The organism is Streptomyces sp. NPDC044061 (assembly GCF_056434305.1).
Window position 1 is genome coordinate 305,178 of sequence record NZ_JBWKFL010000005.1, and the last position, 17,056, is coordinate 322,233.

General features: G+C 75.2%; 3 protein-coding genes. 2 read left to right on the forward strand and 1 reads right to left on the reverse strand.

What is annotated here, in order from left to right; genetic code table 11:
• Positions 1-22 precede the first annotated feature (22 nt).
• Positions 23-1,117 (reverse strand): baeRF3 domain-containing protein, encoded by a 1,095-nt coding sequence (locus AC07CM_RS10800; RefSeq protein ID WP_478876003.1) that lies wholly within the window; start codon positions 1,115-1,117, stop codon positions 23-25.
• Between the two features lie 357 nt (positions 1,118-1,474).
• On the opposite strand from AC07CM_RS10800, the gene AC07CM_RS10805 reads away from it, so the two are divergent.
• Both AC07CM_RS10805 and AC07CM_RS10810 read left to right on the forward strand, forming a co-directional pair.
• Positions 1,475-3,199 carry a fatty acyl-AMP ligase gene (locus AC07CM_RS10805; protein WP_478876004.1) on the forward strand — a complete coding sequence of 575 codons (1,725 nt, stop codon included), beginning with the start codon at positions 1,475-1,477 and terminating at the stop codon, positions 3,197-3,199.
• Between the two features lie 160 nt (positions 3,200-3,359).
• Positions 3,360-17,027, forward strand: a complete 13,668-nt coding sequence (locus AC07CM_RS10810) for an SDR family NAD(P)-dependent oxidoreductase (RefSeq protein ID WP_478876005.1) — start codon at positions 3,360-3,362, stop codon at positions 17,025-17,027.
• Positions 17,028-17,056: the final 29 nt, after the last annotated feature.

Below are 17,056 nucleotides of genomic sequence, written 5' to 3' on the forward strand. Positions count from 1 at the left end.
GGAGCGCTGCCGGGGGAGTGCCTCAGTAGCGCAGCACTCCCGCGATGCCGTCGGCGTCGCCCAGGGTTCCGTCGGGGACGAAGCGGACGTCGGCGCCGGTCTCCAGACACTGCTCGACGATCTCGTCCACGATGTCGTCGCGGGCGTCCAGATCGCCGAGCTCGGCGGGAACGAGGTGGTCGCCCAGGTCGCGGACGGTCACCCGGAAGTTCTCCTCCACCGCCAGCAGCCGGACGCGGCCGTCCCGGGCGCTCTGCCACAGCTCGTCCAGCCCGGCCGCGTACGTGCGGTGGCCGCGCGCCGACGTCAGCTCCCTGACCACGGTGGCGGTGTCTCTTCGCGCCTCCGCCTCGAGGACCGGGCGGATGGCCTGCCACACGGACTCGGCGCCGGCGTGGGCGAGCCCGCCGTGCCCCACGTGGACGGCGGCCTTGGCGGAGCTGCCGACCTCGTCCAGCAGCGAGAGCGCCGCCTGCTCGCCGGTGACGTAGAGCCGGCGGGGCTGGTCGCGCAGGACCGTGCTCATGGCGGTGTCCGCCTCGCGCAGGAACTGGCGCGTCCCCTCGTCACGGAAGGTGCTCGGCAGGTCGCCGATGCGTTGCTGGCGCTCGGCGTCGAAGTTCTCGCGGCTGCGGACGAGCGGGAAGCCGCCGGAGCGGTCCTCGACCACCCCCTCGGTGCTGCCGCTCCACAGGGAAATGCGGTCGGCGGAGACCGTCAGCACCCAGAAGGGGTGCTCGGCGGCGTGCGCGGAGACCAGGTTGCGGGTGAGGAAGGTGTCCGAGAGGACCACCCGCTCGGGGACGGTGCGGGACAGGGACCAGACCTGGTGCTCGCCCGGGGCGGCGAAGATCACCAGGCCGTCCTCGACGTGGGCGAGGTCCACTTCCGTCAGGGCACGGTCGAGCTGTGCCACGACCTCGGCGCGTCGCTCCCGGGTGACCGCGGGATCGGCTTCCAACCGCTTCCTGGCCTCGGCCACCACATTGCGCAGGCGGACCGGATCCTGGCCGTTCTCGGGTTCACGGCGGTGAGTCGGTGTCAGCACGGACACCGCCGGGTAGGGACGCGGGCGCCGCAGTTCGGCGAGGGTTGCGGGACTGAGTGCGTGCTCCATGACAGAACGATAGGGCGGATTCACCTGTCCGGCATTCGGGGCACGGAGGGCGAGCGACCGCACTGTGTCGTAGATCGCATGCGCTGGGTGAGTGCTGGTCCAACTCCTTTGGTCACGTACCGTTTACATTCGTTCGGTCGACCGGCCGAACGGAGTTGCTATGGTGCTACTCGTCGGTAGGAAGTCGCTGCTGGGGGGATCACACGCAGCTGTCCGACGCGCGGCTCCTCGATCGGGGGCCGACTTCAACGACCCGGCAAGGACGCCGGGTTGGCCGTGACCGTCGACCCGCCCGCCCGGTCCGGTCCTCGAACGCCCCTTCCGCGCCCACCTCTTCAGACAGGTGAGACTCGTCCCATGGCACGTTCCCTGGTCGAATTACTGACCGCGCACGCCTCGAACCATCCCGAGCGCACCGCGTACCGCCATCTCGCCACCGGTGACTGCGACGGAGAGATCCAGGAACTCACCTACGACCGGCTGGCCACCCGCTCCCGGGCCGTCGCCGCCTGGCTGCAGGAACGCGGGCTGGCGGGCTCGCGCGCCATGCTGCTGTACCCGCCCGGCCTGGAGTTCGTCTGCGCCTACCTGGGCTGCCTGTCGGCCGGTGTGGTCGCCGTGCCGGGCGTGCCCCCGCAGGGCCGCTCGCAGAACCACCGCGCGCTGGTCCGGATGAAGCGCCTCGTGGCGGACGCCGACGCCAAGGTGATCCTCGGCGGCCGCGACGTGATCGCCGCGCTCGACGGCATGGCCGAGCACCTGCCCGAACTCGACGGCATCGCCCGCGTCGCCACCGAGGACATCCCCGACGACGCGGCGGCCGCCTGGCGGGAACCCGAACTCACCGCGGACTCCGTCGCGTTCCTCCAGTACACCTCCGGATCCACCTCGGCCCCGCGCGGTGTCGCGGTCACCCACGGCAACCTGCTGGACAACGAGCGGGTCATCACCGAGCGCATGGGCCACACGCCGGGGGCCATCGCCGAGCACGGCCACGAGATGTTCGTCAGCTGGCTGCCGGTCTACCACGACATGGGGCTCATCGGCCCGGTCCTGAACACCGTGTACCTCGGCGTCACCGCCACCCTCTTCTCACCCCTGCACTTCCTGCAGCGGCCGGACCGCTGGCTCACCGCGGTCAGCCGGTACCGCCCGCACACCAGCGGCGGCCCCAACTTCGCCTACGAGCTGTGCCTGAAGCACGCCGACCCGGACCTGCTCGACGGTCTCGACCTCAGCTCCTGGAAGGTCGCCTTCAACGGGGCCGAGCCGGTGCGCGCGGCCACCCTGCGCCGCTTCGCCGACACCTTCCGCCCCGCCGGATTCCGGCGTGAGGCCCTCTACCCCTGCTACGGCCTGGCCGAGGCCACCCTGATGGTCACCGGCGGCACCGTGGACACCCCGCCGACGCTGCTCGCCGCCGCCGACGGAGCCCCGAACGCCGGCGAGGCCGACGCGGCCGCCGTCGGCTGCGGCCGGCCCGGGCCCGGCGTGACCCTGGCGATCGTCGACCCCGAGCGGCAGGAGGAGCTGGCCGAGGGCGAGGTCGGGGAGATCTGGGTGGGCGGAGCGAGTGTCGCCAAGGGCTACTGGCGCAACGCGCTCGCCACCCGTGAGACCTTCCGCGCCCAACTCCCCGACCGTGAAGGACGGTTCATGCGCACGGGTGACCTCGGCCTGCTGCGCGACGGCGAACTCTTCGTCACCGGCCGACTGAAGGACCTCATCGTCATCGACGGCCGCAACCACTACCCCCAGGACCTGGAGCTGACCGCCGAACTGGCGCACCCCGCCCTGCGTCCCGGCTGCACCGCCGCGTTCTCCGTGGACACCGGCGCGGAGGGCGAACAGCCCGTCCTGGTAGCCGAGATCGCCCCGGACACCGCGGGCGAGTCCGAGAAGATCACCGACCTGATCCGCAGCGCGGTCGGCGAGGCCCACGGCCTGTCCCTGCGCGACGTCGTCCTGGTGGGACCCGGCACCATTCCCAAGACGTCCAGCGGGAAGATCCAGCGCCGCGCCACCCGGGCGGCGTACCTCGACGGCACCCTCGCGGTGGTGACCGCTCCCGCGGTGTCGTGACACCGCCCGCCTCCGGCGCGCCCGTCGGCGCCGGAGGCCCCCGGCCGCGCCCGTGCGGCCCGCCCCGCGCGCCGTGCGCCGCCCACCTCGCCGTACCGCACCGCACGTCGTCCGGTGCCGAAACCAGCCGGCGACCGAGTTCACGAGGACACCTGCCCAGATGCCTGCGAACGAGTCCCCGAAGCAGACCCCCGAGCCGGCCCTGACGACCTCCGAGGGCGTCCGGGCCTGGCTCGCGTCGGCCGTCGCCGAGGTGGCCGGGACCGATCCGGCGCTGGTCGACCCGGATCGACCGCTCGCCGAATTCGGCCTCGGGTCACGTCAGTTGGTCGCCCTGGCCGCCGAACTCGGCACGCTGACCGGCCGCCCCCTGGAACCGTCCCTCGTCTTCAACCACCCCACCGTCGCCGCCGTCGCGGAGGCCGTCTTCGCCCCGGTGCCCGCGCGGACACCGGCGCCGGACACGGCCGTGGACCGGAGCGGCGCCGTCGACGACGTGGCGATCGTCTCCCTCGCCTGCCGCTTCCCCGGCGGCGCCGACGACCCCGAGGCCCTGTGGCGGCTCCTGGCCACGGGCGAGGACGCCATCTGCGAGGTGCCGAAGGGCCGTTGGGACACGAGTGGCCTGTACGACCCCGACCCCGAGGCCACCGGCAAGGCCTACACCCTGCGCGGCGGCTTCCTCGACGGCGGCATCGACCGCTTCGACGCGGCCTTCTTCGGCATCTCCCCGCGCGAGGCCGCCGCCATGGACCCCCAGCAACGGCTGCTCCTGCAGACCGCCTGGGAGGCGATCGAACGCGCCGGCATCCTCCCCGAGTCGCTGAGCGGCAGCTCCACCGGCGTCTATCTCGGCCTGTACGACAGCGGTTACCTGGCCTCCGCCTCGCTCGGGCAGCTCGACGGACACGTCGGCACCGGTTCGGCGGCCAGTGTGGCCTCCGGACGCATCGCCTACACCCTCGGCCTGCAGGGTCCGGCGGTGACCGTCGACACCGCCTGCTCGTCCTCGCTGGTCGCCCTGCACCTCGCGGCACGGGCCCTGGCGAGCGGGGAGTGCGACCTCGCCCTGGCGGGCGGGGCCACGCTGCTGGTCACGCCGCGCGGCCACGTGGAGTTCAGCCGGCTGCGCGGGCTGTCCCCGTCCGGGCGGTGCAGCCCCTTCTCCGCCGACGCGGACGGTGTCGTGTGGGCCGAGGGCTGCGGCCTCGTGCTGCTGAAGCGGCTCGCGGACGCCCGCCGCGACGGCGACCGGATCCTTGCCGTCGTCAAGGGCTCGGCGATCAACCAGGACGGCCGCAGCCAGGGCCTCAGCGCCCCCAACGGCCCCGCCCAGGAGCGGGTGCTGCGCGCCGCCCTGGACGCGGCCGGACTCACTCCGCACGACCTCGACCACGTGGAGGCCCACGGCACCGGCACCCCGCTCGGCGACCCCATCGAACTGCGGGCCCTGGCCAACGTGTTCGGCCCGGACCGCCCGTCCGACCACCCCCTCGGCATCGGCTCCCTGAAGTCCAACATCGGCCACACCCAGGCGGCCGCCGGCATCGGCGGCGTCATCAAGACCGTCCTCGCGCTGACTCACGAACACATGCCGGCATCCCTGCACGCCGAGCACCTCACCGACCACATCGACTGGACCGGCAGCGGGCTGCGCGTGCACGGCGCCGGACAGCCCTGGGCGCGCACCGCGGGCCGGGTCCGGCGGGCAGGTGTCAGCGCGTTCGGGATCAGCGGGACCAACGCCCATGTGGTCCTGGAGGAGGCCCCCGAGCCCGCGGACCGGCCCGCCCCCGCCGAACGGGCCACCCCCACCCTCTTCCCGCTCTCCGCCCGCAGTCTGCCGTCCCTGCACGGCCAGGCCGCCCGGCTGCTCGGCGCCCTCGAAGCGCGCCCGGAGCAGCCCCTGCCCGCGGTCGCCGCGACCCTCGCCCACCACCGCACCCACCTCGACCACCGGGCCGTCGTCCAGGCCTCCGACCGCGACCAACTCCTCGACGCCCTGCGCGCCCTCGCCGACGGGCACCCCGACCCGGACCTCACCACGGGTCCCCGGCGGATCGCCCCCGCCGGAAAGCTGGCCTTCGTCTTCCCCGGCCAGGGCAGCCAGTGGGCCGGGATGGCCCGCGACCTGCTGGACCGGGACCCCGTGTTCGCCGACGAGCTGGACCGCTGCGACTCCGCCCTGCGCCCGTTCACCGAGTGGTCCGTGGCTGCCGTGCTGCGCGGCGACGCCGGCGCCCCCTCCCCGGACCGGGTGGACGTCGTCCAGCCCGCCCTGTTCGCCGTGATGGTGTCGCTGGCCGCCGTGTGGCGGGCCCGGGGCGTCCGCCCGGACGCCGTGATCGGGCACAGCCAGGGCGAGGTCGCCGCGGCCTGTGTGGCCGGCGCGCTCAGCCTCAACGACGCGGCCGCCGTAGTCGCCCTGCGCAGCCAGGCGCTGACCGGCCTGTCCGGCACCGGCACCATGGCCGTGATCGCCCTGCCCCACACCGAGGTGCGCGCCGCACTCGACGGCCTCGACGGACAGGTCTGTGTCGCCGCGGTCAACAGCGGCCGGGCCACCGTCGTCGCCGGTGCCGTCGAACCGCTCGAGGATCTGCTCACCGGTCTCGAGGCGCGCCAGGTGTTCGTCCGCCGCCTCGACGTCGACTACGCCTCCCACAGCGACCGGGTCGAACCGGTCCGCGCGCGGATCCTCGACGAACTCGACGGCGTCACCACGTACCCGTCTAACGTCGCCTGGTACTCCACGGTCACCGGCGAACCGGTCACCGAGGAACTGGAGGCCGGCTACTGGTACGCCAACCTCCGCGAGACCGTCCGCTTCGCGCCCGCCGTCGAGCGCATGCTCGCCGACGGATACCGTCACTTCGTCGAACTGAGCCCGCACCCCTCCCTGCTCACCGCCCTGCGCACCATCGGCGAGGACACCGGCCACGACCCGACCGCCGTCGGCTCACTGCGCCGCGACGCGGACGGCACCGCCTGCCTGGACCGGGCCGCCGCCGAACTCCACGTCCATGGACGGCCGATCGACTGGCGCCGCCCGGTCCCGGACGGCGCCGGCGCCGACCTGCCGACCTACGCCTGGGACCCGCAGCGCCACTGGACCGAACCGGACCACGCGACCGGCGGCCCCACCCTGTTCGACCGCGCCGCGCACCCGTTCCTCGGCATCCAGTTGCAGTCCGCCGACGAGACCCGCTGGACCTTCCGCAACGAGTGGTCCCCGGACACCGCCGACTGGCTGGCCGACCACACCGTGTTCGGCCGCACCGTCGTCTCCGGCACCACCCTGCTGGAGCTGTGCCGGGCCGCGCTCGCCGTGGCCCGCCCGGACGCCGCGGCCGACGTCACCGACCTGCTCCTGCTCAGCCCGCTCGTCCTGCCCGGGTCCGGAACCGTCGAGGTCTCCGTCGAGGTCGTCACCGCAGGCTCCGTGCCCGAGATCACCGTGCACAGCCGCCCGCGCGGCCAGGACGCCACGGGCTGGACCCTGCACGCCACCGCCTCGGCCGCCGAACCGGCCGCGCCCACCGCGGGCCGCCCCCCGAACCGGCCGGACACCGCCGAAGAGGCCTGGACCGCGCGGACGTACGACCGTCTGGCCGCCCTCGGCCTCGGCTACGGGCCCGCGTTCCAGGCCGTACGATCGGCGGTCACGACCAGCGACGGGGAACTCCTCGCCCGGCTCTCCCTGCCCGCCACCGCCCGTGACACGGCCGACCCGTACCCGGTGCACCCGGCCCTCCTCGACGCCGCCCTCCATGTGACCGCCGCCCTCGCGCCGGCCGACGGACGCGCCCTGCTCCCCGTCGCCGTCGGCCGCGCCGTCCTGCCGCCCGGCGGCGCCGGCGAGCTGACCGCGCGGGTGCGGCGCACCGGTGGCTCGGGCACGGACCTCACCCTGGACGTCACCCTGTGGGACGCCGACGGACTGCCCGCCGGACGCCTGGAGAACGTACGCCTGCGCGCCGCCGACCCCGCCGACCTCGACGCCGGATCGGAGAACGCGCGGCACCTGTACGAGGTGGCCTGGACGGCGGTCACCGAGGAGCCGGCGATCGCGCCGGACAGCACCTGGGCCGTCTCCGGTGACTCGGCCGACCCGTGGGCCGAGGCCGCGCTGCGCGGACTGGAGCGCCGCACGGAGGGCGCCGGCGTCGCCGTACGGTTCTGGCCGCGTCCGGCACCGGAGGAGGAACCGGCGCGCGCGGCACACGAGATGGCGGCCGCCGCCCTCGCCGAGCTGCAGCATCTCATCGCGCTCCCCGAGGACCAGGCGCCCACGCGCATCCTGTGGGTGACCCGCGGCGCGATCGCCGCCGCCGACGGCGACCCGGTGCCCGGACACGCACAGTCGGTGCTGTGGGGCCTGGCCCGCAGCGCCCGCGCCGAACACCCAGGCCTCGGACTGACGTTGCTCGACGTTGCCCCCGACGTCGAGCCGGGCGACGGCGACCCGGCGGCGGTCCTCGCGGGGGCCGCCGGGCTGGCCGACGAGCCCGAACTGGCGCTCAGGGGCGGCATGTTGCTCGCGCCCCGGCTGGTGCGCGCCCGCCCGGCGAGCACCCCGCGCGCGGCGGAGGAAGCCGGCCCCGCGAACCCCGCCGTCCCCACGGACGGAACCGTCCTGATCACCGGCGGCCTGGGAGCCGTCGGACGGCACATCGCCCGCCTTCTCGCCGAACGGGGCGTCCCCCGGCTCCTGTTGACGGCCCAAAGGGGCGCGGACGACCCCCGCGCCGCCGGGACGGTCACGGAGCTGGCCGCGCTCGGTGCCGCCGCCGAGGTCGTCGCGTGCGACGTCACCGACCCCGCCGCGGTGGCCGGCGTGCTCGCCCAGGTCGGCGAGGAGGTGCCGCTGCGCGGTGTCGTGCACTGCGCCGGGATCCTCGACGACGGCGTGATCGCCGAACTGACGCCCGAGCGGCTGGCGCGGGTGCTGCGGCCCAAGGCCGACGGAGCGCTCCATCTGCACCGGCTCACCGCCGACGTCCCGCTGGACCTGTTCCTGCTCGTGTCGTCGGCCGCCGGTGTCGTGGGCAACCCCGGCCAGGGCAACTACGCGGCCGCCAACGTCCTGCTCGACCAACTCGCCCACCACCGGCGCTCCCTGGGCCTGCCCGCCGTCTCCGTCTCCTTCGGCGCCTGGGCCGGTGAGGGCCTCGCCGCCGCCCACGCCGACCTGGACCGCATGGCCCGGCTCGGCCACCGCGCGCTCACCCCGGACCAGGGCCGCGACCTGGTGGCGCTGGCCCTGCGGCAAGGCGCCCCGCACCTGGTCGCCTGGGCCCTCGACCTGCCCCGCCTGCGGGCGTCGGACGCCACCGGCACCGCCCTGTGGCGCACGCTGCTGCCCGCGCCGCGCACCGGCGCGGACGCGGGCGACGCCCTGGCCGACCGCCTGGCCCGGCTGCCCGAACCCGAACGGGCCGAGCGCGTCCTGGCTCTGGTCCGCGAGGAGGCCTCCCGCGCCCTCGGCCTGCGCTCGGCCGAGTCCGTGCGCCCCGACCAGCCGCTGCGCGACCTCGGCATGGACTCCGTCACCGCCGTCGAGCTGCGCAACCGCATCGGCGCCCGACTCGGCGCCCGCCTGCCCGCCACCCTCCTCTTCGACCACCCCACCGCCGACCGGCTGGCCGAGCACCTGCTGACCGGCGTGCTGGGCCGCACCCCGCGCAAGGCCCGTCCGGTCCGCACGACCGCGCCCGCCGGCGACGAGCCGATCGCCGTCGTGGCCATGGCCTGCCGGCTGCCCGGTGGAGTCACCGATCCCGACGGCCTGTGGCGGCTGGTCGCCGAGGGCCGCGACGCGGTCGGCCCGTTCCCGGCCGGACGCTGGGACGTGGAGGCCCTGTACGACCCCGACCCCGACGCCCTCGGCAAGTCCTACGCCCGCGAGGGCGGTTTCCTGGACGACATCGAGTCCTTCGACGCGGGCTTCTTCGGTATCACCCCGAAGGAGGCCGCCGCCATGGACCCCCAGCAGCGGCTGCTGCTGGAGACGGCCTGGGAGGCCCTGGAGCGCGCCGGAATCGTGCCCGCCCGGCTCGCGGGCAGCACCACCGGCGTGTACGTCGGCATGTTCGGCAGCGACTACCTGGCCGGCTCCCGGCTCGACCAGCTCGACGGCTACGTGGGCACCGGCTCGGCGCTCAGCGTCGCCTCCGGCCGGCTCGCCTACGCCCTCGGCCTGCACGGCCCGGCGCTGACCGTGGACACGGCCTGCTCCTCCTCCCTCGTGGCGACGCATCTGGCGGCCCAGGCACTGCGCGCCGGGGAGTGCGACCTGGCGTTGGCCGGCGGGGTGACCCTGATGGTGACCCCGCAGACCTTCGTCGAGTTCAGCCGTCTGCGCGGCCTGTCCCCGACCGGCCGCTGCCGCTCCTTCTCCGACGACGCCGACGGCGCTATCTGGGCCGAGGGCGCGGGCATGCTCGTCCTCAAGCGGCTCGGGGACGCCGAACGGGACGGCGACGAGGTGCTGGCCGTGCTGCGCGGTACCGCCGTCAACCAGGACGGCCGCAGCCAGGGCCTGTCCGCGCCCAACGGCCCGGCCCAGGAACAGGTGGTCCGCCGCGCCCTGGAGGTGTCCGGGCTGACGCCCGCCGACATCGACTACGTCGAGGCGCACGGGACCGGCACCAGCCTCGGGGACCCGATCGAGGCGGGCGCCCTGGCCGAGGTCTTCGGCGGCTCCCGGCCCGAGGACCGCCCGCTGTACCTGGGGTCGCTGAAGTCCAACATCGGCCATGTGCAGGCCGCTTCGGGCGTCGCCGGACTGATCAAGGTGGTGCAGTCGCTGCGCCACCGGACGCTGCCGCGCACCCTGCACGCCGGCACACCGAGCCGGCACGTCGAGTGGGAGGGCAGCGGGCTCCGGCTGCTCCAGGAACCGGTCGCCTGGCCGTCGACACCGGAGCGGGTGCGCCGGGCCGGGGTGAGCGCCTTCGGCATCAGCGGCACCAACGCCCACATCGTCGTGGAGGAGGCCCCGGCCGGATCCGTCCATGAGGACACGGAACTCCCGGACGGCAAGCGGCTGTTCGTGCTCTCCGCGCGCAGTGAGGCCGGGCTGCGCGGGCAGGCGGCCCGGCTGGCCCGGCACGTCACCGCCGACACCGCCCTGCCGGACGTCGCCCACACCCTGGCCCGGCATCGCGGCCACTTCGAGTGGCGTACGGCGGTGGTCGCGGGCGACCACGAGGAACTCCTCTCCTCGCTCAAGGCGTTGAGCGGGGGACGCAAGCCCCTGCCCGCACCCCGCGAGGACCAGACCGGCAAGGTCGCCTTCGTGTTCGCCGGACACGGCGGCCAGTGGACCGGCATGGGACTGGAGCTGCTGTCCCAGTCGGAGGCCTTCCGGGCCGAGCTGACCCGGATCGACGCCGCCGTCGAGCGGCAGGCCGGCTGGTCGGTGCTCAACGTGCTGCGCGCGCCCGAGGAGTTCTCCCCGCTCGACCGCACCGAATACCTGCAACCGGTCCTCTTCGCCGTGAACGCCGCCCTGGCCGCCGCCTGGCGGGAACTCGGCGTCACCCCCGACGCGGTCGTCGGCCACAGCCTGGGCGAGATCGCCGCCGCGTACAGCGCGGGCGCCCTCACCCTGGACGAGGCCGTCACCGCCGTCACCGGGCGGGCGGCGGCCGTCGTCCCGCTCGTCGGACACGGCGGCATGCTCGCCGTGGAGCTGCCGCCCGCGGACGTCGAGGACCTGCTGGAGCCCTACGCAGGCCGCCTGTTCGTCGGAGCCGTCAACGGCCCGCGCGCCACGGCCGTGTCCGGCGAGAGCGACGCGCTCGCCGGACTGCGCCGGCAACTGGAGGAGCGCGGCGTCCCCACCCGCGTCCTGTCGACACCGTTCGCCTCGCACACCCCGCTCATGGAGCCCCTGCGCGAGGAACTCCTCGAACGCTTCTCCGGCATCCGGGGCACCCGCACACCCACGCCCCTCTACTCGTCGGTAAGCGCCGAACCGGTCCCCGGGGACGGCCTGGACGCCGCCTACTGGTTCGCGAACCTGCGCAGGCCGGTCCGCTTCGCGGACACCGTCGCCCGGATGCTGGAGGACGGCTACCGCTACTTCGTGGAACTCAGCCCGCACCCCTCGCTCACCTCGGTGATCGAGGCGGTCGCGGCCGACGCCGGGACCGAGGCGGCCGGTGTCGGCTCGCTGCGCCGCGGCCGCGACGGACACGACGTACTCCTCGGCAGACTGGGGGAGTTGTACACGGCCGGACACATGCCCGACTGGACGGCGCTCTTCCCGCGCGGACGCCGCGCCGACCTGCCCACCTACGCCTTCGCCCGCGAACGCCACTGGCTCGCCCCGGTCCGGGACACCACGACCGGCGGCTCGCCCCTGCTCGGCACCCATGTCCAGGCCAGCGACGAACCCGGCCGGGACCTGTTCCAGAGCGAGATCGACCTGAACGACAGCCGCTTCGCCTACCTGACCGACCACAGGGTCACGGGCGAGGTGTGGCTGCCGGGCGCCGCCTTCCTCGACATGGTGCTGGAGGCCGCGGCCACGCTCTCGGACGGCGACGAGGTGCGGCTGGCCGACGTCCGGTTCGTCCAGCCGCTGCGACTGGACGCCGACCGGCCCGTACGGCTGCAGCTCGTGCTGCGGCCCGCCGAGGACGGCCACCGGGACTTCGCGATCGCCTCGGCCCCCGCCGGTGAGCGCCGGTGGGAACGGCACGTGACCGGGCGCGTCGCCGTCACGCCGGAGCCCGGCCCGGACCGTGGCCCGGATCTCGCCGCCCTGCGCGAGCGGTGCGCCGAGCGGGTCGACGTGCCCGCCGTCTACGCCGGCCTCGCCGCCCTCGGCATCGACTACGGCCCCGCCTTCCGGGGCCTGGCGGACGGCCACCGGGACACCGGCACGGCGGCTGTTGCCCGCCTCGCGGCCCGGCCCGCCGCCGGCCACCTCCTGCACCCCGCCACGCTCGACGCCGCCTTCCACGCGGCCGCGCTGCCGTCGGCCGCCCCGCAGGGCAGGGCGTTCGTGCCCGCCGGCGCCGGACGGGTACGGTTCACCGGGCTGCGCACCGCGCCCGCCTGGGTGAGCTGTGACCTGCGCGCCCTGGACGGCGACACCGCCGTACTCGACCTGCGCCTGTGGGACGACGACGGCCGACTCCTGCTGACGGCGGACGAGTTCCGGCTGGCCGCCCTCTCCCCGCTGGACGGAGCGCTCTTCGAGACCCACTGGCAGCCCCGCCCCGATGCGCAGGAGCCGCCGGCCGGGGGCAGCTGGCTGATCGTCGCGGACGAGACCGGAGTGGCCGACGAACTCGCCCACCGCCTGGGCGACTCGACCCCGCACGTCGTCGCCCGCCCGGGCGACACGTACGCCGCGGAAGGCCCCGGCCGCTACGTCCTCGACCCGACCGACCCGGCCCAGTGGACGCGTCTGCTGGACGAGGCCTTCCCGGACGCGGCGCCCGGGCGGGTGGTCCAGCTGACCGCGCTCGACGCCCCGCCGGTCTCCGACGCCCCCGGCGCCGAGGAAGCCACCCGGCTCTGCTGCCTGACCACTCTGCACCTGGTCCGGGCCCTCGCCGGGCGCCGCCGCCCGCAGGAGCGGGCACCGCGCCTGTTCGTCGTCGTACGCGGCAGCCAGGCCGCCGGTGACAGCACGGAGGTGACGCACCCGCAGCAGGCGCTCGCCTGGGGCTTCGCACTCGCCGTGGCCCAGGAGCATCCGGAACTCGCCACCACGCTGGTCGACCTGCCCGCCGACGGCGGCACCGAGCGGCTGTGGACCCAGCTGTGGCACGCGGACGACGAACGGCTGGTCGCGCTGCGCGACGCCGGCCGCCTCGTCCCGCGCCTGGCCCGGACCCGACCCGACGACGGCGGCGAACCCGGACAGCCGGACGGCGTGCACCTGATCACCGGTGGCCTGGGCGGCCTCGGCCGGGTCGTCGCCGAACGGCTGGTGCGCCGGGGCGCCCGGCGGCTCGCCCTGCTGAGCCGCGGCACGCCCGACGCGGCCGCCGCCGCCTGGATCCGGGACCTCGAGCGGCGCGGGGTCACCGTGCACCTCCCCCGCGCCGACGTCGCCGACCGCGCAGGACTCTCCGCCGCCCTGGACGCCGTACGCGAGGCGGCCGGACCCGTCGCCACCGTGGTCCACGCCGCCGGTGTCCTCGACGACGCCGTCCTGGCCAACCTCACCGAGGACCGCGTCCGGCGCGTCCTCGCGCCCAAGGTGCTCGGCACCGCCCTGCTCACCGAACTCGTCCCGGAGGCGGGCAACCTGATCCTGTTCGCCTCGGCGGCCGGACTGCTGGGTTCGGCCGGCCAGAGCCCGTACTCGGCCGCGAACGCCTTCCTCGACGCCTGGGCGCACCACCTGTCCAGGACCGGCCGGCGGGCGCTCAGCCTGGACTGGGGTGCCTGGGCGGGCGTCGGCATGGTCTCCGGGTCCGGCACCCGCGCCGCCGAGACCAGCCGTTCGGGACTGGTCGCGTTCTCCCCGCAGGACGGCGGCGAGTTGTTCGAACGCGTACTGGCCACCACCCGCCGCCAGCTCGCCCCGATCGCCCTCGACTGGGACCTGCTCGCCCTCGACCCGGACGCGGCACGCGGCCGCTCCCTGCTCGCCGACCTGGTGACCGCCCCGGCCGGCGGCGGGGACACCGACGACCTCGTGCGTCGGGTGTTCGCGGCCGGTACGGAGCAGGAGCGCGCCGAGTGGCTCGAGAGCTATGTACGGGCCCGGGTCGGCGAGGTCTCCGGCGGTGCCGTGGACGTGTTCGCCACCACGGCCCTGAAGGAACTCGGCCTGGACTCGCTGATGCTGGTCCGGCTGCGCAACGCCTTCGCCCGCGAGCTGGGCGTGGAGCTGCCGGCCGCCGACGTGTTCTCCGCCGCCGACATCCGCGGCCTCGCCCAAGCCCTCGCCGAGGCCCTCCCCGAGCGCGCCGCACCGGAGGAGCGGTCGCCCGGCACCGGACCGGCGCCGGAGGTGCCGGAGACCGAACTGCGGCCGGCGACCCGGGACGTCGTACGACTCCTGCGCAGTGCCCAGCCCGGCATGCCCGACGCGGCCCACGGCGTCGGCCTGGCCGTACGCCTCACCGCACCGGCCTCCCGCGAGGCCCTCACCGGCATGCTCGACCGGCTCGCCGCCCGGCACGCCGCCCTGCGGACGGCCGTCGTGACCGGCGACGAGGGCGGCCGGCAGCTGCGGGTGGACCGGCAGCCGCCCACACCCCTGCTGCGCTGGACCGAGGCATCGGAAGCGGACGCCGCCGAGCGGCTGCGGCTGCTGCTGGAGCCGCCGTTCGACCTGGCCGTCCCGTCGCTGTGGCGGTTCGAACTCGTCGACGGGGACCCGCGGGGCCAGATCCTGGTGTTCGGCGCCCACCACGCCGTCGGCGACCTGCAGTCCCTGCTCCTCGTGGCCGCGGAGATCGACGCCGAGCTGTCCGGCACCCCGCTGGACGGCACCGTCACCAACCGGGACGTCGACCTGCTGATCGAGGCCCAGCAAGGCGGCGGCGAGGGCCCCGGCGACGACTGGCGCGAGGCCTTCCAGGGCAGCGAACGGCTCGACCTGACCCTCGCCCGCCCGCGCCCCGAGACCCGCTCCTACCGGTCCGGAAGCGTCACCGTGACCGTCCCCGACGGGCTCACGGAGCGGATCTCGGCCGCCGCGAGCGCCCTGGCCGTCACTCCCGCCGCGTTCTGCCTCGGCACGCTCACCGTGCTGCTGGCCCGGAAGCGGGAGCGGGAGCGGTTCGTGCTCGCGGTGCCCGTGGACACCCGCATCCACGCCGACGCGTACGGCGCGGTGGGCTTCTTCGGCGTCCCCGTGCCCTTCCCGGCGCAGGCGGCGGCGGGCGAACGGGTCGCGGACGTGCTCGTGCGCACCGACCAGCGCCTGCAGAAGATCCTGGCGAAGGGCGCCATGTTCTCCGACGTCCTAGCCACGCTCGCCCGGCAGGGCCTGCACCGCGCCAACGCGCCGCTCGTCGAGGTGTACTTCAACTACGTCCGTTTCTCGGGGGAGTTGAAGCACCTGGAGGTGCTGCCCGCCGGGGTCGGCCACACCGACCTGGATCTGATGGTCACCATCACCCCGGACGCGGGCACCGTCCGCCTCGACCACAACCTCGACATCCTGGACGCGGACACCGCGACCGAACTCGGCGAGGAGTTCCTGCGCCTGCTCGCCGACACGGCCGAGGACGCGACCGGACACGTGCGCACGGCGCCCGCGGTCACCGCCGAGGGACCCCGGCTCGCCCTCGCCGCCACCTTCGCCCTCGGCAACCTGCCCCTGATGTGCGAGGCGGCGCTGGAGGACGAGCGGGCGACCGTCGCCGAGGCGCCGTACCACCAGGTGCTCGCCGCCCTCCAGGACCCGGCCGGCGTGCTCGCCGACCCGGGCACCGCGGTGGGCGTCGTCCTGCTGCGGGCCGGCGACCTGGAGCGCTACGGACCGGTGGACGACACGGTCCTCGCCGAACTGCGCAGCGCCTACCCGGCCGCGCTGAAGTCGCTGGCCGAGCGCACCCGCAGGCCGCTCGTCGTCGGCGTCCTGCCGACCGCCCGCTCCGCCGGCCGCCTCCTCGACTGGGAGCGGGCCGTCGCCGCCGACCTGGCCGAAACACCCGGCATCGCCGTGCTCGGCCCCGACGAGTGGACCCGGCACCACACCGTCGAGGACCGCTTCGACGAGCGCACCGAACGGCTCGCCCACCTGCCCTTCACCCCGGCCTTCCAGGCGGCGGTCGCGCTGCGTCTGGCCGACGCGGTACGGGCCGTACGGCGCCCCGCGCCCAAGGTGATCGCCGTCGACGGCGACGAGACCCTGTGGGGCGGAGTGGCCGGCGAGATCGGCCCGGACGCGGTGGACCTCACCGGACCCCGCGCCCGGTTGGCCCGCAGGCTGCTCCAGTGGCGGGCGGCGGGCGCGCTGCTGGCGCTGGTCAGCAACAACGACGAGGCCACGGTCCGGGCCGTCCTCGAACGTCCCGACAGCCTGCTGAAGCCCGAGCACTTCAGCGTGCTCTCCGCCGCCTGGGGCCCCAAGCCGGGCCGTCTCGCCGAGGCCGCCCGGACCCTCAGCCTGGGACTGGACAGCTTCCTGTTCCTCGACGACAACCCGGCCGAGATCGCGAAGATGCGCTCGGCGCTCCCGCAGGTGCTGTCCGTGACCTGCCCGCCCGGTACCGGACTCGACGCGTTCCTGGACCGGTTGTGGCCCCTGGTCCCGGCCGCGGCGACCGCCGAGGACGCCCTGCGGGCCCGCTTCTACGCACAGGAACGCGAGCGGGACGCCGTCCGCGAGGGCGCTGGGTTCGAGGAGTTCCTCGCCCGGCTGAACCTCGAGGTGGACATCCGCGAACTGGCGGACCCGGACGTCGAGCGCGGCGAACAACTCGTCCGCCGCACCAATCAGTTCACCCTGCGCGCCCGCTCCGCCGACGGCGGCGACCTCGCGCGGTGGCGCGGGCACGGCGAGGTGTGGACGGCGGCTGCCCGGGACCGGTTCGGCGACTACGGCCAGATCGCGCTCCTCGCGGTCCGCGCCGAAGGCGACCAACTCGACGTCCTCGCCTGGCTGATGAGCTGCCGGGCCCTCGGCCGCGGGGTGGAGGAACGGCTGCTGGCCTTCCTCGCCGACCGTGCCGAGCGGCTGGGCTGCGCCAAGGTCCGGCTGACCGCGGAGCGCACCCCGCGCAACGCGCCCGCCCGCCGGCTGCTCGCCGCGCTCGGCGGCTGCGACCCGGACGACGAACGGCTGGACGTCGTGGTCACGCCCGACCACCTGCGGGCGTTCCGCTCCTGGGAGCAGCAGTGAGGAACCAGACCAAGCACAACCCGAAGGGC

Excerpts from the sequence above, each read along its gene's own strand:
- AC07CM_RS10800 (WP_478876003.1), bottom strand. The coding sequence starts at position 1,117 with ATGGAGCACGCACTCAGTCCCGCAACCCTCGCCGAACTGCGGCGCCCG.
- AC07CM_RS10805 (WP_478876004.1), top strand. The coding sequence starts at position 1,475 with ATGGCACGTTCCCTGGTCGAATTACTGACCGCGCACGCCTCGAACCAT.
- AC07CM_RS10810 (WP_478876005.1), top strand. The coding sequence starts at position 3,360 with ATGCCTGCGAACGAGTCCCCGAAGCAGACCCCCGAGCCGGCCCTGACG.